This is a genomic window from Nocardioides kongjuensis, from assembly GCF_013409625.1.
In the GTDB taxonomy this organism is placed as follows: domain Bacteria; phylum Actinomycetota; class Actinomycetes; order Propionibacteriales; family Nocardioidaceae; genus Nocardioides; species Nocardioides kongjuensis.
The window spans coordinates 1761737-1781856 of record NZ_JACCBF010000001.1; the positions used below are offsets into that span (position 1 = coordinate 1761737).

General features: G+C 73.1%; 18 protein-coding genes. 11 read left to right on the plus strand and 7 right to left on the minus strand.

Features of this window, described 5'->3' with window-relative positions:
* The first annotated feature begins 57 nt into the window (after positions 1–57).
* Both BJ958_RS08505 and BJ958_RS08510 read left to right on the plus strand, forming a co-directional pair.
* Positions 58–1260 (plus strand): PucR family transcriptional regulator, encoded by a 1203-nt coding sequence (locus tag BJ958_RS08505; RefSeq protein ID WP_179726435.1) that lies wholly within the window; start codon positions 58–60, stop codon positions 1258–1260.
* Between the two features lie 162 nt (positions 1261–1422).
* Positions 1423–2385 (plus strand): sigma-70 family RNA polymerase sigma factor, encoded by a 963-nt coding sequence (locus BJ958_RS08510; RefSeq protein WP_379144582.1) that lies wholly within the window; start codon positions 1423–1425, stop codon positions 2383–2385.
* A 28-nt stretch (positions 2386–2413) separates the two neighbouring features.
* Here the strand turns inward: BJ958_RS08510 and BJ958_RS08515 are convergent, their stop codons facing one another.
* Entirely contained in the window at positions 2414–3076 is a 663-nt protein-coding gene (locus tag BJ958_RS08515) for a hypothetical protein (protein ID WP_179726436.1), read from the minus strand.
* A gap of 122 nt (positions 3077–3198) precedes the next feature.
* Here BJ958_RS08515 and BJ958_RS28980 point away from each other — a divergent pair, with 122 nt between their 5' ends.
* Positions 3199–4227, plus strand: coding sequence for a LuxR C-terminal-related transcriptional regulator (locus BJ958_RS28980; RefSeq protein ID WP_218865653.1), 1029 nt, complete (start codon positions 3199–3201; stop codon positions 4225–4227).
* Here the strand turns inward: BJ958_RS28980 and coaE are convergent.
* A complete protein-coding gene (gene coaE / locus BJ958_RS08525) occupies positions 4211–4801 on the minus strand; it encodes a dephospho-CoA kinase (RefSeq protein WP_179726437.1) in 591 nt (196 codons plus the stop codon). The genes BJ958_RS28980 and coaE overlap by 17 nt on opposite strands.
* Before the next feature lie 22 nt (positions 4802–4823).
* Between coaE and BJ958_RS08530 the strand changes: the two genes are divergently transcribed.
* The gene (locus BJ958_RS08530) at positions 4824–6068 is read left to right on the plus strand and encodes a class I adenylate-forming enzyme family protein (protein ID WP_343052614.1); all 1245 of its coding nucleotides are present in this window, start codon (positions 4824–4826) and stop codon (positions 6066–6068) included.
* Here BJ958_RS08530 and BJ958_RS08535 read toward each other — a convergent pair.
* Positions 6059–7540 (minus strand): PucR family transcriptional regulator ligand-binding domain-containing protein, encoded by a 1482-nt coding sequence (locus tag BJ958_RS08535; protein WP_179726439.1) that lies wholly within the window; start codon positions 7538–7540, stop codon positions 6059–6061. The two genes, BJ958_RS08530 and BJ958_RS08535, sit on opposite strands and share 10 nt — an antisense overlap.
* Before the next feature lie 84 nt (positions 7541–7624).
* On the opposite strand from BJ958_RS08535, the gene gabT reads away from it, so the two are divergent.
* The 3 genes from gabT to BJ958_RS08550 are packed head-to-tail and all read left to right on the plus strand — an operon-like array spanning position 7625 to position 11663.
* The gene (gabT, locus tag BJ958_RS08540) at positions 7625–8980 is read left to right on the plus strand and encodes a 4-aminobutyrate--2-oxoglutarate transaminase (protein WP_179726440.1); all 1356 of its coding nucleotides are present in this window, start codon (positions 7625–7627) and stop codon (positions 8978–8980) included.
* Positions 8980–10251, plus strand: a complete 1272-nt coding sequence (locus BJ958_RS08545) for a Glu/Leu/Phe/Val family dehydrogenase (protein ID WP_179726441.1) — start codon at positions 8980–8982, stop codon at positions 10249–10251. The genes gabT and BJ958_RS08545 overlap by 1 nt, the downstream gene beginning before the upstream one ends.
* A gap of 26 nt (positions 10252–10277) precedes the next feature.
* A complete protein-coding gene (locus tag BJ958_RS08550) occupies positions 10278–11663 on the plus strand; it encodes an NAD-dependent succinate-semialdehyde dehydrogenase (protein WP_179726442.1) in 1386 nt (461 codons plus the stop codon).
* Between the two features lie 140 nt (positions 11664–11803).
* On the opposite strand, the gene BJ958_RS08555 is transcribed toward BJ958_RS08550, so the two are convergent.
* A complete protein-coding gene (locus BJ958_RS08555; RefSeq protein ID WP_179726443.1) occupies positions 11804–13147 on the minus strand; it encodes an amidohydrolase family protein in 1344 nt (447 codons plus the stop codon).
* Between the two features lie 158 nt (positions 13148–13305).
* Here BJ958_RS08555 and serA point away from each other — a divergent pair, with 158 nt between their 5' ends.
* The 3 genes from serA (at position 13306) to BJ958_RS08570 (ending at position 15910) form a co-directional block, all read left to right on the plus strand.
* Complete coding sequence (serA, locus tag BJ958_RS08560) at positions 13306–14499, plus strand: phosphoglycerate dehydrogenase (RefSeq protein WP_179726444.1); 1194 nt, start codon at positions 13306–13308, stop codon at positions 14497–14499.
* A 113-nt stretch (positions 14500–14612) separates the two neighbouring features.
* Positions 14613–15191 carry a DUF6318 family protein gene (locus BJ958_RS08565; protein ID WP_179726445.1) on the plus strand — a complete coding sequence of 193 codons (579 nt, stop codon included), beginning with the start codon at positions 14613–14615 and terminating at the stop codon, positions 15189–15191.
* A 50-nt stretch (positions 15192–15241) separates the two neighbouring features.
* Positions 15242–15910 (plus strand): PKD domain-containing protein, encoded by a 669-nt coding sequence (locus BJ958_RS08570; protein WP_179726446.1) that lies wholly within the window; start codon positions 15242–15244, stop codon positions 15908–15910.
* 9 nt (positions 15911–15919) lie between these two features.
* Here BJ958_RS08570 and BJ958_RS08575 read toward each other — a convergent pair whose 3' ends face one another.
* Positions 15920–17245 carry an HNH endonuclease signature motif containing protein gene (locus BJ958_RS08575; RefSeq protein WP_179726447.1) on the minus strand — a complete coding sequence of 442 codons (1326 nt, stop codon included), beginning with the start codon at positions 17243–17245 and terminating at the stop codon, positions 15920–15922.
* A 72-nt stretch (positions 17246–17317) separates the two neighbouring features.
* On the opposite strand from BJ958_RS08575, the gene BJ958_RS08580 reads away from it, so the two are divergent.
* Positions 17318–17716, plus strand: coding sequence for a hypothetical protein (locus tag BJ958_RS08580; protein ID WP_179726448.1), 399 nt, complete (start codon positions 17318–17320; stop codon positions 17714–17716).
* Here the strand turns inward: BJ958_RS08580 and speB are convergent.
* On the minus strand, positions 17713–18651 hold the full coding sequence (gene speB / locus BJ958_RS08585; RefSeq protein ID WP_179726449.1) for an agmatinase: 939 nt from the start codon (positions 18649–18651) through the stop codon (positions 17713–17715). The genes BJ958_RS08580 and speB overlap by 4 nt on opposite strands.
* A 114-nt stretch (positions 18652–18765) precedes the next feature.
* Positions 18766–20118, minus strand: a complete 1353-nt coding sequence (locus BJ958_RS08590; RefSeq protein ID WP_179726450.1) for a helix-turn-helix domain-containing protein — start codon at positions 20116–20118, stop codon at positions 18766–18768.
* Between the last annotated feature and the right edge of the window lie 2 nt (positions 20119–20120).

A 20120-nucleotide genomic window follows, 5' to 3' on the forward strand; every position in this document is an offset into this window, starting at 1 on the left:
CGTTGTCGATCATGACAACGGGCGTCACCGGCGGCGTCCGGCTCGTACTGTGCCGCCATGACGTCGCTGCGACCCGCCGCCCCGGCCACCGATCCCCCTCCGGAGCTGCGCGACCTCGCCACGGCCCTGCTGGCCTCGGTCGAGGCGAGCGGGGCGGTCGTGGCGCGCCGGGTCCGCGAGCGGATCCCGTTCTACGCCGAAAGCGGCGCGGTCACCGAGGCCGACTTGGTCGCGAGCTGCGTGGAGAACCTGCGGTTCGTGATCGAGGGTCTGGCCGCGGGCCAGATCGGTGATCCGGCCCCGGCCGCGGCCACGGGCACCGGCCGTGCGCTCGCCGGCGTGCCGCTGCCGGCCGTGCTGGCGGCGTACCGGGTCGGCTTCGGGGCGATGTGGGAGCAGGTGGCCGCCGAGGCCCGCGACCGCGGCATCCCCGCCGAGGTCGTGCTGGCCACCACCGCGGACGCGATGGTGATGCACGACGTGTTCACCGAGACGATGGCGGCGGCCTACAACGCGACCGTCACCGAACGCGTCCTGCGCGAGGAGGCCGAGCGGTCGTCGCTGGTCGAGACGGTCCTCAGCGGCACCGTCGTGGACCGGCGCACGCTGTGGGAGGTCGCGGACCTGCTCGGGCTGCCGGTGAGCGGCACGTACGTCGTGGTGGCTGCCCTGCTGGCCGCGCCCGGGCGGGCGAGCCTGGCCGGGGTCGAGCCGGCGCTGGCCCGGCTCGGCTGCCGCTCCGCGTGGCGGCTCCTGCCGCAGGTGCAGGTCGGCATCGTCGACGTCGGCACGACGAGCGTCGAGCGGGTGGTCGAGGCCCTCACGGTCGACGGCCGGGCCCGGATCGGCGTCAGCCCGGTGGTCGACGACCTGACCGGCGCCGCCCGCGCCCTGGAGCTGGCCCGGCTCGCTGCCGCCACGGCCCCGGCGGCCGGCGGGGCGGTGCGCTTCGGCGAGGACCCGGTCGGCATCGCGGCGGCCGCGGGCGGCGACGTGGTGGCCCGGATGGCCGACGACATCCTGGGACCGCTCGACGGCCTCGCCGAGGCCGACCGCTACAGCCTGGTCGAGACGCTCGAGGTGTGGGTGGAGGTCGGCGGGTCGGCCAGCAAGACCGCCCAGCGGCTCTCGTGCCACGCCAACACGGTCCGGCACCGGCTGCGCAGGTTCGAGGAGCGGACCGGTCGGCGGCTGGACCGTCCCCGGGACGTGGCCGCCCTCTGCCTGGCCCTGGAGGCGCTGCGTTCCCGGCGAAGTTGAGAACTCCCTGAGATTCGTCCCCGGGCGCAACTTCCGGGGTTTCCCGGACGTCAAAGCCGGTGAGAGCAACACCGAAGGTTCCGGGGAATCCCGGGTACCTCGCCGGTGTTGGGAACCACAGGTGCGGATGGGCTCCAGCCGCACGGGGCAAGGAGGGACGCCATGGCAGCGACGATGACGAGGACGCGCAACACCGGACGCGAGATCGAGGGACGTGACAGCGTCGGGCTGTACCTCGACGAGATCGCGCGCACCCCCCTGCTCGACGCGGCGCGGGAGGTCGAGCTCGCGAAGGCGATCGAGGCCGGACTGTACGCCGAGCACCTGCTCGCCGAGGGCCGGGTCGGCCGGCGCAAGGGCGGCGCCCCGAAGCAGGCCACCGAGGCCGAGCTGGAGTGGATCGCCGAGGAGGGCCGCAAGGCCGTCACGGAGTTCATCAACGCCAACCTGCGCCTGGTGGTGTCGATCGCGCGCAAGTACGGCCGGGCGCAGATGCCGATGCTCGACCTGATCCAGGAGGGCAACACCGGCCTGATCCGCGCGGTCGAGAAGTTCGACTACGCCAAGGGCTACAAGTTCTCCACCTACGCCACCTGGTGGGTGCGCCAGGCCATCACCCGCGGCATCGCGCAGCAGGCCCGCGTGGTCCGGCTGCCCGTCCACGTGGTCGAGGAGCTCAACCAGGTCGGCGGCGCCCGCCGTACCCTCGAGCGCCAGCTGGGCCGTGACCCGGAGCCTGCTGAGATCGCCGCCGAGCTCGGCCTCGAGGTCGAGCGGGTCCTGGACCTGATGGCGTGGGGCCGCGAGCACGTCAGCCTCGACACCCCGGTCGACGAGGACGGCGACACCTCGCTGGGCGACCTGATGGCCCAGGAGACCGCCCCCGGCCCGGACCTCACCGTCCTCGACGTGGAGGCCCGCGAGCGGCTCAACAACCTCGTCGACCAGCTCGACGCGCGGGCCGCCGACATCATCCGGGAGCGCTACGGCCTGGTCGACGGTCGCCAGCACAAGCTCGCCGACATCGGCGTCAAGCACGGCATCTCCGCCGAGCGGGTGCGCCAGCTCGAGCGCGAGGCCCTGCAGAAGCTGCGCCGCCTCGGCGACCCGGACATGGCCGCCTGACCCGACGCCCCCTCCACGAAGACCTCCGTCACCTCCCGGCGGAGGTCTTCGCACGTTCGGGGACGCCGGCCCGGTTCCGGGCCACGCCGATCCAGATCGCCCACGTCCCGAGCAGCGCGCTGACGGGGAACAGCGGGTCGAAGCGGTCGGTGAAGGCGATGGTCGCCGACGCCAGGGCGAACGCGCCGCCGCCGACGCCGCCCAGGGCCGCGGTGACCGGGTACCCGATCGCTCGGGTCAGTCCTCCGGCGACCGCCAGAGCCGCGAAGGCCAGGCCCCAAGCGGCGTCGATCACGGTCTCGTTGACGACCTGGACCTGCGCGAACAGGTTGGCGTGCCCGTCGGCGATTGCGTCCGCGTTGAGCGCCTCGAGCAGGTGGATCGCCATACCGATCACGGCGACGACGCCGACCACCGACGCGATGCGGGTCGCCACACTGACGACGCCGGAGCCACCCGTGCCGTCGCGATGCAGCGCGAGAGCGCCGGCGGCGAAGCCGACGGTGGCGAGGAGGAGCAGCGCGTGGGCCGGGTACCAGCTGGGGTCGACCAGCATCTCGTGCAGCTGCTCGGTCTTGGTGCCGGTGCCGCTGTCGCCGGGGTGGAGGACACCTCCGGCGATGAAGGCGAGACCGCCGACGGCGAGCGACACGAAGGAGCGGGAGGAAACGGTGGGAGAAGTGTGCGTCATGCGGCGCACGCTGCCCCGGTCGGGCTCGCGTCGGCTGCGGGGCCATCCCTGTGACCGGATCCCAGGGAAAACCCTGCCCTGATCGCGCCCCCGCGGGCGGGCCGCCGTGCCAGCATGGCGCCGTGGCAGAGCCCGAGGTGCGCGGTGACGACGTCGTCGTCACGCTCGGCGGGGTCGGCGTCGTCGCCGTCCTCGTCGCCCTCGGCGCCCAACGCGGATTCTGGGTGTCGAACCTCCACAACGCCGTCCTCGCCGTCACCTTCACCCTGGCCGGCGCACTGACCCTGACCAAGCGGCCCGGCCACGCAGAGGCCCGGCGGCTCGTGGCGGTCGGCGTGGCCAGCGCCGTCCTCTACCTCGGGCGGCAGGTGGGGCTCGCCTCGACCGACCGCGCCGACGCCTGGTGGGGCTGGCTGGGCGTGTGGCCCACCGCGGTGATCATCGGCCTGGCGACCTGGGTGGTGCTCGGCTTCCCCGAAGGACGTCCGCTGTCGCCGACGTGGCGCCGGCTGGCACTCGGGGCCGGCGGCCTGGCGCTGGTGAGCGCTGCGCTGTCCGCCCTCTACCCGGTCGAGTACGGCGACGCCGCGGTCGGGACGCCGTTCCCCTTCAGTCTGCCCGGGCGCGAGGTCGCCCAGCGGGTCTGGGACGTCCTCGGCCCGGGGACGTACCTGCTGCTCCAGGGGCTCTGGATCGTCGGCCTCGTCGCGCGGTGGCGGGCCTCCGACTCGGCGGTACGCCGCCAGCTCACCCTGCTGCTCGGCACCGTCGCGGCCGCGACGGTGCTGCTGCTGGTCGGCCTCGCCGTCGACGGCACCCCGACGCCGGGGTTGATCGCGCTCGGCGCCGTCCCGGTCGTCGCGGGCTGGCTGCTCGACCGGATGAGCCTGGCCCACGTGGTCGAGATCGAGCAGGCGGCCGGTCGAGTGCCCGAGCTGTCGCCCCGGGAGAACGACGTCCTGGAGCTGATGGCCCAAGGACTCTCGAACGCGGCGATCGCGGACCGGCTGTGCCTGAGCGTGAAGACCGTCGAGCCCGCCATCAGCTCGATCTTCCGCAAGCTGGGGCTCAACGAGGAGCCGGCGAGCAACCGGCGAGTGCTGGCCGTCGTGCAGTACTGGTCGCGGCCCGGCGTCAGGCGGGTCGACTGAGCCGCTCGAAGACCTCGACGACCTTGCGACGGAGGTCTTCGCGCGTCCCGGTGTTCTCGATCAGGTACGTCGCCACCGCGCGACGCTGCTCGCGGGTCGCCTGGGCGGCGATCCGGGAGCGTCCGTCGGCCTCGGTCCAGCCACGGTCGCGCACCATCCGCTCGAGCTGCAGCTCCTCGGGGGCGTCGACGACGATCACCGCGTCGAACTCCGCGGCGCGGCCGGACTCCACGAGCAGCGGGATGTCGTGGACGACGATCGCGTCGGTCGGAGCGGCGGCCTCGAGCTCGGCGTACCGCTCGAAGACGAGGGGGTGCACGATCCCCTCGAGGGTCCGGCGCTTCGCCTCGTCGGCGAAGACGAGTGCGCCCATCCGCGGGCGGTCCAGCTCGCCCTCGGGCGTCAGCATCTGCGGGCCGAAGGCCGCGACGACGGCCGCGAGACCCGGCGTCCCCTTCGCGACGACCTCGCGGGCGATCTGGTCGGCGTCGATGACGACCGCCCCCAGCTCGCGCAGGATCGACGAGACGGTGCTCTTCCCCGAGGCGATCCCCCCGGTCAGTCCGACACGCACACGCGGACCCTACTGTGAGCCCGTGGAGAACGAACGGGTCGCCCTGCTCCTGCCCGGCTCCCACGCGTACGTCGACGCGGTGCTCCGCATGCTCACCGCCGGTGTCTTCCCGATCCCGCTCGACCCGCGGCTCACGCCGGGCGAGCAGTCACGGATCCTGGCGGGGCTGGAGCCGACGGCCGTCGTACGGACGAACGAGGAGCTGGCGGCCCTCGTCTCCTCGCTGCCCGAGCCGGGGCTCCCGCTCGGCCGGCCGATGCACTGCACCAGCGGCACGACCGGTGTGCCGAAGGGGGTCTGGTCGGGGCTGTTGTCCCCGAGCGACGCCCAGGCGCTGGTCGCCGAGGAGCGGGACCTGTGGGGCTTCTCCCCCGACGACGTGAACCTCGTGCTCAGCCCGCTCTACCACTCCGCGCCGCTGCGCTTCGCGATGGGAACCGTCCTCGCCGGCGGCCGGATCGTGATCCCCGGGCCGTTCGACCCGGCCGCGGTGACGGCGGCGATCGAGTCCGAGCGGCCCACGACGATGTTCTGCGTGCCGACCCACCTGCAGCGGCTCTTCGCGCACTGGGACGAGCACGGCCGGCCCGACCTGTCGTGCTTCCGGCTGGTCGCGCATGCCGGTGCTCCGTGCCCGACGGACCTCAAGCACCGGCTGATCGAGGCCTTCCCGCCGGGCTCGACGTGGGAGTTCTACGGCTCCACGGAGGGCCAGTTCACCGCGTGCCGCAGCGAGGAGTGGCTGGAGCGGCCCGGCACCGTCGGCCGTGCCCGCCCGGGTCGCGGCCTGCAGACCGACGCCGACGGCACCATCTGGTGCACGGTGCCGCCCTTCGCCCGGTTCACCTACTTCGGTGCGCCCGAGAAGACCGCCGCCGCCTGGCGCGACACCCCCGACGGGCCGGCGTTCACCGTCGGTGACCTCGGCCGGCTCGACGCCGACGGCTATCTCTACCTCGACGGCCGACGCGAGGACCTCGTCATCAGCGGCGGCGTCAACGTCTACCCGACCGAGGTCGAGCAGGTCCTCGGCACCTGCCCGGGCGTCCGCGACGTCGCGTTCTACGGCGTCGACGACCCGCAGTGGGGTCAGCGGGTCTGCGCGGCCGTGGTCGTCGGCCCCGACGGCCCGTCGGAGGACGACCTGCGCGCCTTCGCCCGTGAGCAGCTGGCGCCACCGAAGCGGCCCAAGGACTACGTGTTCCTGGCCGAGCTGCCGCGCACGCTGACCGGCAAGGTGCGGCGCGACGAGCTGCGTCAGGCCTGATCGGCCGCCAGCTCCAGTGCCAGCCACGCGCCCACCCGGGCGGCGGGGTCGTCGAGGTCGAGCCCGGTGAGCCGCTCGATCTCGGCGAGCCGGTTGCGCACGGTGTTGCGGTGCACGCCGAGGTCGTCGGCGACGGCGCCGCGGGAGCCGTGGTGGCGGAGGAAGGCGGCAAGGGTGGTGCGGTGCTCGGCGTCGAGCGGCGCGAGGAAGGTGGCGGCGTACTCCTGCCCCAGGGCCTCGGGCACCAGGGCCAGGGGCCCGGCGTCGGCGACCTCCTCCCAGCGCCGGTAGGGACTGGCGGCGGTGGTGCGGTCGAGGGCGTGCCCGGCGGTCTCCGCGCCGCGGCGGGCCTCTTGCGCGGGTACGGCGCGGCCGACCCCCGCCCGCAGCCCGGCAGCCAGGGCGAGCACGGCTGCGACCCGCGAGGGCACGGCGACCGCGACCAGCTCGCCGTCGACGAGGCCGGCCAGCACGCCGTCGTCGGCGAGGTCGTCCTCGAGTCGTTCGAGCACGTCGCCGAGCGCCTCCTCCGCACCTGTCATCCGTACGACGCGCAGCCGCTCGGGCACCGAGCGTCCCCCCTCGGCGGCGTCCAGGAGCACCTCGGCCGAGCGCAGGTCGCCGGCGCAGAGCAGCTCGAGGGCGCGCCCGCGCAGCCGCCGGTCGGCCGCGCGGCGCTCGGCGCGGCGCTCGACGGCGAGGCTGAGCAGCACGGCAGCGGTGCTGACCGCCGAGCGCTGCGGTTCGTCGAGGCCGCCGGGCAGGCTCACCGCCAGGTAGAGCTCGGGACGTCCGGCCAGGCCGATCGGTCGGACCACCGTGGTGTCGCGGTCCCGGGTCGTGGTCGAGACAGCTCCCAGGCCTTGGCCCTTGATCCCGGCCACCTCGGCCCGGACCAGGTCGAGGTCGAGGGTCTCGGGGTGCGCACCCAACGGCCCCTCGGCCGGCTCGCCGTCGCGCTGCACGAGCGCCACGCTCGCGTCGAGGAGCTGGGCGAGCCGCTCGACGAGCGGGCGCAGGTCGAGGCCGAGCGCGGCGCGGGTGAGCCGGCGCTGGAGGTCCAGCGCGAGCCGGGTGGTCGTCGCCTCCTGGTCCTGGAGCAGCTCGGCCGCGGCGCGGGAGACGGCGACGAAGGGCGTGGCCCGCGGCACCTCCAGCAGCACCAGACCCCTCGCCGCGCAGGCCGCGACCAGCGCGGGAGGCAGCCGGTCGTGGGTGAGGCCGGTGCCCAGCCCGAGGGCCGCCGCGCCGGCGTCGGCCAGGCGGTCGACGTACGCCGTCCACTCCTGGCTCCACCCGCGGGTGCCGAGGCCGGTGGTGAGCAGCAGCTCCCCGCCCTCCAGGTACGGCGTCGGGTCGGCCAGCTCGCTGGTCGCGACCCAGCGCAGCACCGGCCCGTCGAGCGGCGGCGCACCGGGCGCGGGGCGCAGCCCGAGGCCGGGCATCGCCACCAGGTCGGCCACTGTCACCACGGTGACATTCTTGCACAACGCGGCAATCCAGATTGTGCACGCCGTGCATGGTGGGGCAGGCCGGGCGGTCCTACCGTCGTACCCATGACCGACATCACCTCCGGGCACACCTCCGGCGGCCCTGGCATCACCCAGGAGCGACGCCTCGTCACCGCGATCCCCGGCCCCCGCTCGCAGGAGCTGGCGGCCCGCAAGGCGAAGGCGGTCGCCTCCGGCGTCGCCGTCGGCCTGCCCGTCCAGGTCGTCGCGGCCGGTGGCGGCATCCTCGTCGACGCCGACGGCAACCAGCTGATCGACCTCGGCTCCGGCATCGCCGTCACGACCGTCGGCAACAGCGCGCCGCGCGTCGTCGAGGCCGTGACCCGCCAGGTCGCCGAGTTCACCCACACCTGCTTCATGGTCACCCCCTACGAGGGCTACGTGGCCGTCGCCGAGAAGCTCAACGAGCTCACCCCCGGCACCCACGAGAAGCGCTCCGCGCTGTTCAACGCCGGCGCCGAGGCCGTCGAGAACGCCGTGAAGATCGCCCGCTCCGCCACCGGCAAGCAGGCCGTCGTGGTCTTCGACCACGCCTACCACGGCCGCACCAACCTCACGATGGCGATGACGGCGAAGAACATGCCGTACAAGAGCGGCTTCGGCCCGTTCGCCTCCGAGGTCTACCGCGCCCCGCTGTCCTACCCCTTCCGCGACGGCGGTCTCGACGGCGTCGAGGCGGCCCGCAAGGCGATCGACGTCATCGAGAAGCAGGTCGGCGCCAACAACCTGGCCGCGATCGTGATCGAGCCCATCCAGGGCGAGGGTGGCTTCATCGTCCCCGCCGAGGGCTTCCTCCCGACCCTCGTCGCGTGGTGCCGCGAGAACGGCGTCGTCTTCGTCGCCGACGAGGTGCAGACCGGCTTCGCCCGCACCGGCGAGCTGTTCGCCTGCGACCACGAGGGCGTCGTCCCCGACCTGATCGTGACCGCGAAGGGCATCGCCGGCGGCCTGCCGCTCGCCGCCGTCACCGGCCGCGCCGAGATCATGGACGCAGCCCACGCCGGCGGCCTCGGTGGCACCTACGGCGGCAACCCGCTCGCCTGCGCCGCCGCGCTCGCCGTCTTCGAGACGATCGAGGCCGAGGGCCTCGTCGACCGCGCCCGCACCATCGGCAAGACCATGACCGAGCGGCTCGCCGCGCTGCAGGAGAACGACCCGCGCATCGGCGAGGTCCGCGGCCGCGGCGCGATGATCGCCGTCGAGCTGGTCAAGCCCGGCACCACCGAGCCCGACGCCGACCTCACCAAGAAGGTCGCCGCCGCCGCCAACGCCAAGGGCATGGTCGTGCTGACCTGTGGCACCTACGGCAACGTGCTGCGCTTCCTGCCGCCGCTGTCGATGCCCGACCACCTGCTCGACGAGGCGCTCGACCTCCTCGCGGAAGTCTTCCAGGAGAACTGATGACCGCGCTCCAGGAGCCCGTCGCCACGGCGACCGGGCCGCTGAACGACGCCCGCACGCAGCTGCGGGAGGCCACCACGCTGCTCGGCTACGACGAGGGTCTGCACCAGATGCTCGCCACCCCGCGCCGCGAGGTGACGGTCAGCATCCCGCTGCGCCGTGACAACGGCACCACCGAGCTGTTCGTCGGCCACCGGGTCCAGCACAACTTCTCCCGCGGCCCGGCCAAGGGCGGTCTGCGCTACTCCCCCGACGTCGACCTCGACGAGGTCCGCGCGCTGGCGATGTGGATGACCTGGAAGTGCGCCCTGCTCGACGTGCCCTACGGCGGCGCGAAGGGTGGCGTCCGGATCGACCCGCGCAACTACTCGGCCGCCGAGCTGGAGCGCGTCACCCGTCGCTACACCAGCGAGATCAGCCCGCTCATCGGTCCCGAGCGCGACATCCCGGCACCCGACATCGGCACCGACGAGAAGACCATGGCCTGGCTGATGGACACCTACTCCGTCCAGCAGGGTCACACGGTCCTCGGTGTCACCACCGGCAAGCCGATCAGCCTCGGCGGCTCGCGTGGTCGCGCCACCGCCACCTCGCGCGGTGTGGTCCACGTCGCCCTGGCGGCCCTGCGCTCGCGCGGCATCGACCCGGCCGGCGCCACGGCGTCCGTGCAGGGCTTCGGCAAGGTGGGCCGGTACGCCGCCCGCTTCCTCGCCGAGGCCGGCACCCGGGTGCTCGCGGTGTCCGACCAGTACGGCGCGGTGTTCGCGTCGACCGGTCTCGACATCGTCGCCCTCGAGAAGCACGTCGACGCCACCGGCTCGGTCGTCGACTTCCCCGGAGCCGACCCGATCACCAACGACGACGTGCTGGAGGCGGAGGTCGACCTGCTCGTCCCCGCTGCCGTCGAGGGTGTGCTCCGCGCCGACAACGCCGGCCGGGTCAGGGCCAGGGTCATCGTGGAGGGCGCCAACGGCCCCACCACGCCCGAGGCCGACCGGATCCTCCAGGAGGCCGACCGGCTCGTCGTACCCGACATCCTGGCGAACGCCGGCGGCGTGATCGTGTCCTACTTCGAGTGGGTCCAGGCCAACCAGGCCTACTGGTGGAGCGAGAACGAGGTCGAGGCCCGCCTCGCCGAGCGGATGCTCGACGCGTGGGAGTCGGTCACCGCCGCCGCCACCCGGCTCGACGTCCCCCTGCGCACTGCGGCGACCTGCCTCGCCGTCGAGCGCGTGGCCCAGGCGCACCAGCTGCGCGGCCTCTACCCGTGATCCTCGAGCTGACTGGAGAAACAACGATGACTGACACCACCTTCGAGGTGCACGACCCCGCCACCGGCGCGGTCATCGACACCGTCGCGGACGGCACCGTCGCCGACGCGACCGCAGCCGTCGACGCCGCCTCCGCTGCGTTCCCGGCCTGGGCCGCGACCCCCGCCCGGGCCCGCGCCGAGATCCTGCGTCGCTGCTACGACCTGATGATCCGCGACGCGGACCTGCTCACCGGCCTCATCGCCTCGGAGAACGGCAAGTGCGTCGCCGACGCCCGCGCCGAGGTCACCTACGCCGCCGAGTTCTTCCGCTGGTTCAGCGAGGAGGCCGTCCGCGGCGAGGGCACGTACGGCGACGCGCCGGCCGGCAACGCCAAGACCCTGGTCACCTACGCGCCCGTCGGCGTGGCCGCGCTCATCACGCCGTGGAACTTCCCGGCCGCGATGGCGACCCGCAAGATCGCGCCAGCGCTGGCCGCCGGCTGCACCGTCGTCCTCAAGCCGGCCGCGGAGACCCCGCTGACCGCGCTCGCGGTGGCGAAGATCCTGCTCGAGGCCGGCGTGCCCGAGGGCGTCGTGAACGTGGTCCCGACCACCGACGCCGCCGCCGTGGTGACCGCCTGGCTCGAGGACGCCCGCGTCCGCAAGGTCAGCTTCACCGGCTCGACCGGCGTCGGCCGCACGCTGCTGCGGCAGGCCGCCGACCGGGTGCTCAACTCCAGCATGGAGCTGGGCGGCAACGCGCCGTTCGTCGTCACGGCCGACGCCGACATCGACGCGGCCGTCGCCGGCGCGATGATCGCCAAGTTCCGCGGTGGCGGCCAGGCCTGCACCGCGGCCAACCGGTTCTACGTGCACGCCGACGTCGCGGACGCGTTCGTCGCGAAGTTCTCGGCCGCCGTGGCCGCCCTGAAGGTCGGCCCGTCCGCCGACGAGAACAACCAGATCGGCCCGGTCATCAGCGAGAAGGCGCTCACCGGCATCACCAAGCTGGTCGACGCCGCGGTCGCCGACGGCGCGAAGGTCGCCGTGCAGGGCACCGTGCCCGAGGCCGGCTGGTTCTTCCCGCCGACGATCCTGGTCGACGTGCCCGTCGGCGCGCCGATCCTGTCCGAGGAGATCTTCGGCCCGGTCGCCCCGATCGTGACCTGGACCGACGAGGACGAGCTGCTCGCGTCGGTCAACGACACCGAGTTCGGCCTGGCGGCCTATGTGTACGCCGGCCGGCTCCAGGACGCGCTGCGCCTCGGCGAGCGGATCGACGCCGGCATGGTCGGCATCAACCGCGGCATCGTCTCCGACCCCTCCGCGCCGTTCGGCGGGGTCAAGCAGAGCGGCATCGGCCGCGAGGGTGCCCACGAGGGCATCCGCGAGTACCAGGAGACGCGCTACTACAGCGTCGACTGGAGCTGAGCCGAGCCGCCTCCGAGCCGAGCTGGGTCAGTCACGAGGTTCAGCTCCGGGCCGCCCCTCACCGTGCCGATGGTGAGGGGCGGCCCGCCTTTTCAGCCGGCAGGCCGAGCTCACCGGGTGCGGCCGAACCTCGTGCGTGCTCAGGCGGCGAGGTCGTCGCGGGCCACGACGCCCTGGGCGACGACCAGCTGGACCCGCTCCATCGCAGTCAGGTCGTCGAGCGGGTTGCCGTCGAGGACGACGAGGTCGGCGAGGTGGCCGGGCGTGAGCCGGCCGACCCTGCCCTGCCAGCCGAGCAACCGCGCCGCCGTGGTGGTGGCACCGCGCAGCGCGTCGAGGGCCGGGACCCCGGTCTCGCCGATCAGCCGCACCTCGCTGCCGATCGGTCGGGTCGCCGTACCGAAGGTGTCGGTGCCGGCCACGACCGGGATCCCGAGCTCGTGGGCACGCAGGACGGCGGCCCTCAGGACCGGACCGTAGTCGCGGCCGCGCTGGGCCAGGATCGGGTCGGGGTCGTCGGCCAGGCCCAGGATCGGCCCGAGGGTCGGGGTGAAGAACGTGCCGCGTCGCACCATCAGCTCGAGCGTCTCCTCGCTCACGAACACGCCGTGCTCGAGGCTCCTGATGCCGGCCGCGACCGCGCCGTGGCAGCCCTCGGCGCTGTAGGCGTGGCAGAGCACGCCGGCCCCGCCGCGGCGCGCGGCCCGGACGACCGCCTCGAGCTGGGTCCGGTCGTACACGAGCTCGAGGGGGTCCTGCGTGGCGACGCCGGCGCGCGGGTTGGCCCGCGTCTTCACGACGTCGACGTCACGCGAGAGGTTGACCCGGACCAGGTACGCGAGCGCCTCGGGCGAGCGGACACCGCCGGCGAGGCTCGCGAGCGGGACCAGGTCGGGATCGGCGAGCACCGTGTCGCCGAGGTCGGGCGTCACGAAGACTCCCGCCGCCCGCATCCGCGGGACGGCGCCGGGCTTCCACGTCGCCAGCGGGCGCATCGCGACGTCCTGGTAGAAGTTCGAGGTCCCGCTGCGGATCGACGTCGCCCCGGCGTGCAGCACGCCCGCGGCGTCGGCGAGCGCGTTGACGTGGACGTGCGCGTCGACCAGGCCCGGCAGGATCGCGCCACCGGCGGCGTCGATCGTGCGTGCGGTGCCGGACACCTCGCGTACGGCGGCCCTCGTGGCGTCACGGCTGCCGGACGCCACCACCCGACCCTGCGCGAGCACGACCACCGCGTCCTCGACGACGTCGCCGGTCAACGGGTCGAGCAGGGGTCCGCCCGCCACGACCAGCGGTGGTGGTACCGGCGGCCGGCCCGGGAAGCGCCGACCCGGCGCACGCCGGAGGGCGCCCGTCGTACCGTCGGCCTCGGCGGCCGTGGCGACGCTGCTCACACCAGCCAGGGCGGCCGCGCCGGCCAGGACCCCGCGTCGGGTCACGACCGAGCGGATCGAGCCGGGGACCTCGGCACTCTCGTCACACATCGACACCACCTCCGGGGCACTCGTGCATGAGGTTCCCCACGCTAGCCCTGCACGTGGAGGCGCGCGACGCCCATTTTTGGGGCTGCCTGGCGGCGGCGAGGTGTCCACGCCTCAGGCCCGTTGCGGGTCGAGGACCCGCTTGGCCGTAGGGTTTCCTCGTGAAGGCTCTGCTGCTCGAGAACATCCATCCGGCCGCCGTCGAGACCCTGGAGGCCCGGGGCTACGAGGTGGAGCTGCGGCCGGGCTCCCTGTCCGAGGACGAGCTGATCGCCGCCCTGCCCGGGGTGCAGCTGCTCGGCGTGCGGTCCAACACGAACGTGACCGCGAAGGTCCTCGAGTCCGCGCCGGACCTCGTCGCCGTCGGCTGCTTCTGCATCGGCACCAACCAGGTCGACCTGAAGACCGCTGCCGCCAAGGGCATCGGCGTGTTCAACGCGCCGTACTCCAACACCCGCAGCGTCGTCGAGCTGGTCATCGCCGAGATCATCGCCCTCGCCCGCCGCCTTCCGGAGAAGACCCAGCGCATGCACGAGGGCGTCTGGGACAAGTCGGCCAAGGGCAGCCACGAGGTTCGTGGCCGCACGCTGGGCATCGTCGGCTACGGCAACATCGGCACCCAGCTCTCCACCGTCGCCGAGGCCCTCGGCTTCAACGTCGTCTTCTACGACAGCGCCGACCGCCCGGCCCACGGCACCGCCCGTCGCGTCCGGTCGCTCAAGGAGCTGCTCGAGGTCTCCGACGTCGTCAGCCTCCACGTCGACGGCCGCCCCGGCAACGCCGGCTTCTTCGGCGCCGCCGAGTTCGCCGCCATGAAGCCGCGGGCGCTGTTCATCAACGCCTCGCGCGGCATGGTGGTCGACTACGAGGCGCTTCGCGACCACCTCGTCTCCGGCCACATCGCCGGTGCCGCGGTCGACGTCTTCCCGGCCGAGCCCAAGGCCCAGGGCGACCCGTTCGACTCGGTGCTGCGTGGCCTCGACAACGTCATCCTCACGCCCCACATCGGTGGCTCCACGCAGGAGGCGCAGGAGGAGATCGGCTGGTTCGTCGCCGAGAAGCTCGCCCGCTTCGCCCTCGAGGGCAGCACCGCGCTCTCCGTGAACCTGCCCGCCGTGCAGCCGCCCGACCTGCCCACCGGACGTCGCCTCGGCCTGCTGCACCACAACGTCCCCGGTGTCCTGGCGGACCTCAACGCCACCTTCGCCGAGGCCGGCGACAACGTGGTCGACCAGCTCCTGTCCACCAAGGACGGCCTCGGCTACGTCGTCATCGACGCCGCCGAGCCCCTCTCCACCGCTGCCCTCGACCGGCTCCGCGCCGCCGAGTACGCCGTGTGGGCGCGCACCTGGTGACCACCTGAGGGCCTGTCCACACCTCGCCACCTGCCGGTGGCGCCTGCCGCCCGGATCGGGATAGCGTCACCAACGCGTCCCCGGTCCGGGCGCTGCAATTCTCGGGAGGACCCTTGGCCACGACGATCCGCGCCGCCGTCGCGATGCTGGTGCTGCTCCTGCTGTCCGGGTGCTCGGACGGCAACGCATCGCCGCGCGACCCGTCCTCCACGTGGAGCCCGACGGGCACGATGCAGACCCCCACCTCGGCCGCGCCGGATCCGGTCGAGCCGCAGCTGCCTGCTGCGGCGAAGGAGGCGAGCGAGGCCGGGGCGCGGGCGTTCATCGCCTACTACTGGGACTTGATCAACTACGCCCAGGTCACCGGGGACGTGAAGGCGCTCAGGTCGGTGTCGGGGCCCCACTGCAACGGCTGCAAGGCGGGGATCCGAGGCGTCCGGGAGCTTTACGCGGAAGGCGGACATATCGAGGGCGGCGGCTACTCAGTTCACCTCGTCAAGGTGAACCAGCTCAAGAGCACAAACCCATCTCACTTCGCATTCGAGGCCAAGTTGTCGGCTACGACCGACGAGCAGACTGTCATTGCGGGCGACGGCACCTCGACGACGAATCCCGTTGCGACCTCGACCGTCGTAGTCGCCGTGCTCTGGTTGGATTCGCAGTGGCGTCTGGAAGCGATGCAAGTGTCGTGAGGGGCCTCCTAGCCGCTGCAGTTGCCCTCGGGTTTGTGCAACAGACCTCCGTGGCTGTCGCTGACGATGACACAGGCACAGGAACTTCGGGCGCTGGGTTCTGGATCCAGAAGGTCCACCATGGGCAGAACGGCCATAGCGACAGCGGACACGCAGTCCGCGGCGACGAGGCCAAGTCGCAGCCGGTGCTGATTGGCAATGGGGCATGCAGTGCAGCTGATCCGGTGGCGGGCGAGTTTCTCGACGCCAGCTTCTGCTCCAGTGATGAGAAGCCTGTCATCACTGTCGCCGACGTCCAGAAGGCCTTCGCCGAACTCCCCCTCAGCGCCGGCGCCCTGGTCATCCAGCCACCCGACGGCCTGACCCTGGTCAACTTCAAGACCAACTTCTACACGACCACCACCACACCCACCACCGCGACCGTCACCCTCCTCGGGCAACCCGTCACCCTCGAGGCCACGCCTGCCACCTACACCTGGCACTTCGGCGACGGCGACAGCACGAGCACCACCGAACCCGGCGCGCCGTACCCGAAGCTCACCGTCACCCACAGCTACAAGCTCAAGGGCGACTACCAGCCGAGCCTGTCGACCACCTACACCGGCCGCTACAAGCTCGCCGACGGCCCCTGGCAGAGCATCCCCGGCACCGTCACCATCGACGGCCCGCCCCAACCCCTGCGCGCCATCGAGGCCGAGCCCAAGCTGGTCGGGTACTGAACCCCGGTCTCAGGCGGCGTGGTCGAGGAGCAGTTGGGTGACCATGATGTCGGCGCGGGTGGGTTCCTCACCGGCCGGTGGGCTGGTGATGCGTCGTGTGCCGGTCGGGTCGACCAGGTAGTGGGCCCCGTAGGGATCGCGCCAGACCACGATCCCGGGGAACGGATGTCGCACCTGCCAACCCGCATGGGTCTTGATCCGGTGATGAGTCCTGGTCAGCGGCCCCAGGTTCCCGATCCCGGTGACCCCACCCTGCGCGTACGGGACCGCGTGGTCCAGGTCCATCCGCCTCGACGTGTTCGCCGCGAACGGGAACACGTCCGCGGGATGGACCAGCCGCACCGCCTCCCGCAGCCGCGCCGGGATCTCGTAGGCATCGACCGGCGCCATCCCCGCCACGTCCAGCACCGGCGTGACCTGCACCCTGGCCGCGGTGTCGGCCAACATCTCCATCACCCGGCCGACCGTGACCGGGCCGTGGCCCTCCAGCCGGGCGATCGGGGAGTCGGCGTAGAGGTGCAGGTAGACCTTGACCCGCACCTTGACCGGACCCACCGACTCATCGAGCCCACGGTCAGGATCCGGGTGGGCGGCCGGGTTGAGCAACAGCGCCGCGGCGGCGACCCGACGATCGTTGACCACGGCGTCGGGCATCGACTCCTTCAACCGCTCCGCGACCGCGGTCACCGCGGCATCGATCCCCGCGATCGTGACCGCATCCCCCTTGATCACGAACGTGGCCATGCCGTGCTTGTTGACCCGTGAGGCCCGGGCACACCGCTCCTTGGCCGCGGCCTCCTCACGAGCCCGCGCCAGTTCCGGCGCCGCAGCCGCGACCTTGCCCTCGACCAGCAGCTCGAAGCGCGACCACGCCAACCGGCCATCGGCGGCCTCGACCACCTCACCATCGACCCACGCCGCTTCCGCCTCGGACAGGTCGCGGGTCGCACCCGCGACCCAGCGGGCGTGTGTCACCCGCACCGTCCCGGCCCGCACATCGGCCCACAGGCGGGGCAGACGCAGGTGCAGGTCGACCGCGTCCGCGATCAACCTCCGCGCGCCATGGGGGCTGGTCTGGATCCGGGCACCGAACGCCGCCGCGGCGTGCTCGGTGACCAACGGTGTCCCCACCCCACCGGCACGGCGTGCACGCGCCCGACCCCGACGATCAGCGGCAGGAAGCCGGTCGGGATGGTGCAGCACCGCCCACTGGTAGGCCGCGGCCAGGATCTCGCGCTCCGCCGCCAGACGCGCAGCATGAGCAGCCTCGACGACGTCGAGAACTCCCGCTGCCGGCAGACCCGCCAGGTCCGCCACCGCCCGATCGGTGACCATGACGACAGCCCACCACGAGGGTCCGACACAAACGCCGTGCGTCGTCCACAACGCTCCGTCCACACTGGCCCGATGGCAGACGTGCAGATCACCGCTGTCGACGAGCGGAGCAGCAGCTGGGAGGACGACCGCCCGCGGTTCCGGGTCTACGTCCAGGACACCGGACGTCCGGCGGACGTCCGGGCATCAGCCACGACGTGGACCTACGACGTCACGGGGGCCGACGTGCTCCAGGTTGTCGACTGGGCGCAGCGGGAGGCGACGGGTAGCCGAACGTACGCGATCGCCCTGGTGGTCGATGAGGGGCGCGGGCTGGTCTGGCTGGTCGGCGCGGACGCCAACAGCACGAGCCACGTGCCGGCCGAGGTCGACGCCCAGCGCCGGATGCGCGCACGACGTACGACGCCGGTCGGCATTCCGGCCCAGGACCGGATGCCGACCGGCGTCCGTGCGCACGGAGGCGACTCCTAGGCGGGCTTGCCCGGCAGCACCGAGAGCAGCTCGTAGGCCACGTGGGCGGCGGCGATGCCCGTGATCTCGGCGTGGTCGTACGCCGGGGACACCTCGACGATGTCGGCGCCGACGACGTTGAGGCCCTCGAGGCCGCGCAGCACCTCGAGCAGCTGGGCGCTGGAGAGGCCGCCGGCCTCGGGCGTGCCGGTGCCCGGGGCGAAGGCGGGGTCGAGGACGTCGATGTCGAGCGACACGTAGACCGGGCGGTCACCGAGGCGCTCGCGCATCCGGTTGATGATGTCGTCGATGGGCGAGCGCACGAAGTCGCGGGCGTGGACGGCGGAGAAGCCGAGCGCCTCGGACTCGTCGAGGTCGAGCTTGCTGTAGAGCGGCCCACGGATGCCCATGTGCATCGCGTGGCTGAAGTCGATCAGCCCCTCCTCGGACGCGCGGCGGAACGGCGTGCCGTGGGTGTACGGCGCCCCGAAGTAGGTGTCCCACGTGTCGAGGTGCGCGTCGAAGTGGAGCACGGCGATCGGCCCGTGCCGCTCGGCCTGGACCCGCAGGAGCGGCAGGGCGATGGTGTGGTCTCCACCGATGGTGAGCAGGGTGCGCGAGGTACCGGACAGCTCGCGGGCGCCGGTCTCGATCGAGGCGATCGCCTCGTCCAGCGAGAACGGGTTGGCACCGAGGTCGCCGGCGTCGGCGACCTGCGCGCGGTCGAACGGCTCGGTGTCGTTGGCCGGGTTGTAGGGCCGCAGCAGGCGCGAGGACTGGCGGATGTGGTTCGGGCCGAAGCGCGCGCCGGGACGGTAGGAGACACCGCCGTCGAAGGGCACGCCCCACACGACGGTGTCGGCGTCACCGACGTCGCTGAGTCGCGGCAGGCGGGCGAAGGTGGTGTCTCCCGCGTACCGCGGGATCTGGGTCGCGTCGACGGGTCCGACGGTCATGCTGCGCCTCCCTGGCTGGTCGCTTCTCGGCTCCGCCCAGCGTGAGCCACCGCACGTCCGGACGGGAGAGGTCTATCATCCAATGTCGACCAAGGGCATTGGACGATCCTCCAATCAGGACAGGGCCCGCAACGCGAGGAACAGGTCGACCCGGTCTGCGGTCGAGGCCAGCGAGCGGCCGGTCAGCTCCTCGACCCGCTTCATCCGGTGCCGCAGCGTGTTGATGTGCACGTGCAGCGCGTCGGCCGTGTCCTGCCACCGCCCGCCGCCGTCGAGGAAGGCACGCAGGGTCGCGACCAGCTCGGTCCCGCGGTCGCGGTCGCTGTCGAGCACCCCACCGAGCACGGTCCGGGCGAGCGCCTCCAGCACGGCGGGGTCCTGCGCCGCGAGCAGCACGGCCGGGCTGGCCAGCTCCTCGTGGGTCAGCCAGCCCTCGACCCCGCGCGCCACCAGCGCGTCGGCGGCGTGCCGCGCCTGGAGCAGGCTCACCCGGAGCTCCCCCGCCGCGGCCGGCTGCCCGACGCCGACGTACCCGGCGACCGGCACCCGCGCGACGTCCTCGCCCACGAGGCACACGACGTCGTCGGCCCGCTCGACGATGAGGTACGGCGCCAGCGCGGCGTCGACCGCGTCCGGCCCCACACCGCGGGCGACCAGGCAGCGCAGCGTGCGGTCGAGCGGGACCCCGAGTGCCTCGAGCCGTGCGGTCACCGCGGGCGCGGGCACGCCGGTGGCGATCCACTCGACGACCTCCCACGCGTAGCGTTGCTCGGTGGCCCGCACGGCACGCTCCCGCTCCAGCTCCAGGGCCAGGAAGGGCATCGCACTGGACACGGCGGCCTGGACGTCGACGTCGAGCTCGGCCAGCGGGCGTGGCAGCACCAGCGACGCATCGGCGAGGCCCTCGCCGATCAGGGTGACCGGACAGCCGCCCACGGGGACCGGGCCGTGGGTCGTCGTACCGGCGACGACGGCGACCTCGATACCGAGCCGACGGCGCAGCACGCGCAGCACGGAGTCGACCCCGCGCTCGGCCCGCAGCGCCGCGACGATGGCGCCGTGGTGCTCCAGCTGGCGGCGCAGCGGCGCCTCCCACTCGACCCGCTTGGCGGCGACGAACACCTCGGCCAGCCGGACGAAGGGGACGGCCACGGGCACGGCGAAGCAGGCCAGCCCGCGCTCGTGGGCTGCGGCGACCAGGTCGGCCGGCGGCTCGTCGTCCGGCGCGAGCCGACCGAAGCCGACGGCGATCGCGCCCGCGTCCGCGACCTTCGACAGCCAGGCCGCGGGCGTCTGGCCGAGCCGCTGCCAGGCACCGGTGGTGAGCACGACCTCGCCGCCGCGGAGGAACTCGCCGGGGTCGGCGACCTCGATGCTGTGCACCATGCGGACCTCGCGGTCCGGCGCACCGGCGACCAGCACCTCGAGCCCCAGGGACGGATCGTCGAGCAGCTCGTGGAGTAGCACCT

Bases quoted from the DNA above. Each gene is read 5' to 3' on its own strand.
- BJ958_RS08575 (WP_179726447.1), bottom strand. From the start codon at position 17,245: ATGGTCACCGATCGGGCGGTGGCGGACCTGGCGGGTCTGCCGGCAGCG.
- BJ958_RS08550 (WP_179726442.1), top strand. From the start codon at position 10,278: ATGACTGACACCACCTTCGAGGTGCACGACCCCGCCACCGGCGCGGTC.
- BJ958_RS08580 (WP_179726448.1), top strand. From the start codon at position 17,318: ATGGCAGACGTGCAGATCACCGCTGTCGACGAGCGGAGCAGCAGCTGG.
- BJ958_RS08555 (WP_179726443.1), bottom strand. From the start codon at position 13,147: ATGTGTGACGAGAGTGCCGAGGTCCCCGGCTCGATCCGCTCGGTCGTG.
- BJ958_RS08505 (WP_179726435.1), top strand. From the start codon at position 58: ATGACGTCGCTGCGACCCGCCGCCCCGGCCACCGATCCCCCTCCGGAG.
- gabT (WP_179726440.1), top strand. From the start codon at position 7,625: ATGACCGACATCACCTCCGGGCACACCTCCGGCGGCCCTGGCATCACC.
- speB (WP_179726449.1), bottom strand. From the start codon at position 18,651: ATGACCGTCGGACCCGTCGACGCGACCCAGATCCCGCGGTACGCGGGA.
- BJ958_RS08515 (WP_179726436.1), bottom strand. From the start codon at position 3,076: ATGACGCACACTTCTCCCACCGTTTCCTCCCGCTCCTTCGTGTCGCTC.
- BJ958_RS08545 (WP_179726441.1), top strand. From the start codon at position 8,980: ATGACCGCGCTCCAGGAGCCCGTCGCCACGGCGACCGGGCCGCTGAAC.
- BJ958_RS08510 (WP_379144582.1), top strand. From the start codon at position 1,423: ATGGCAGCGACGATGACGAGGACGCGCAACACCGGACGCGAGATCGAG.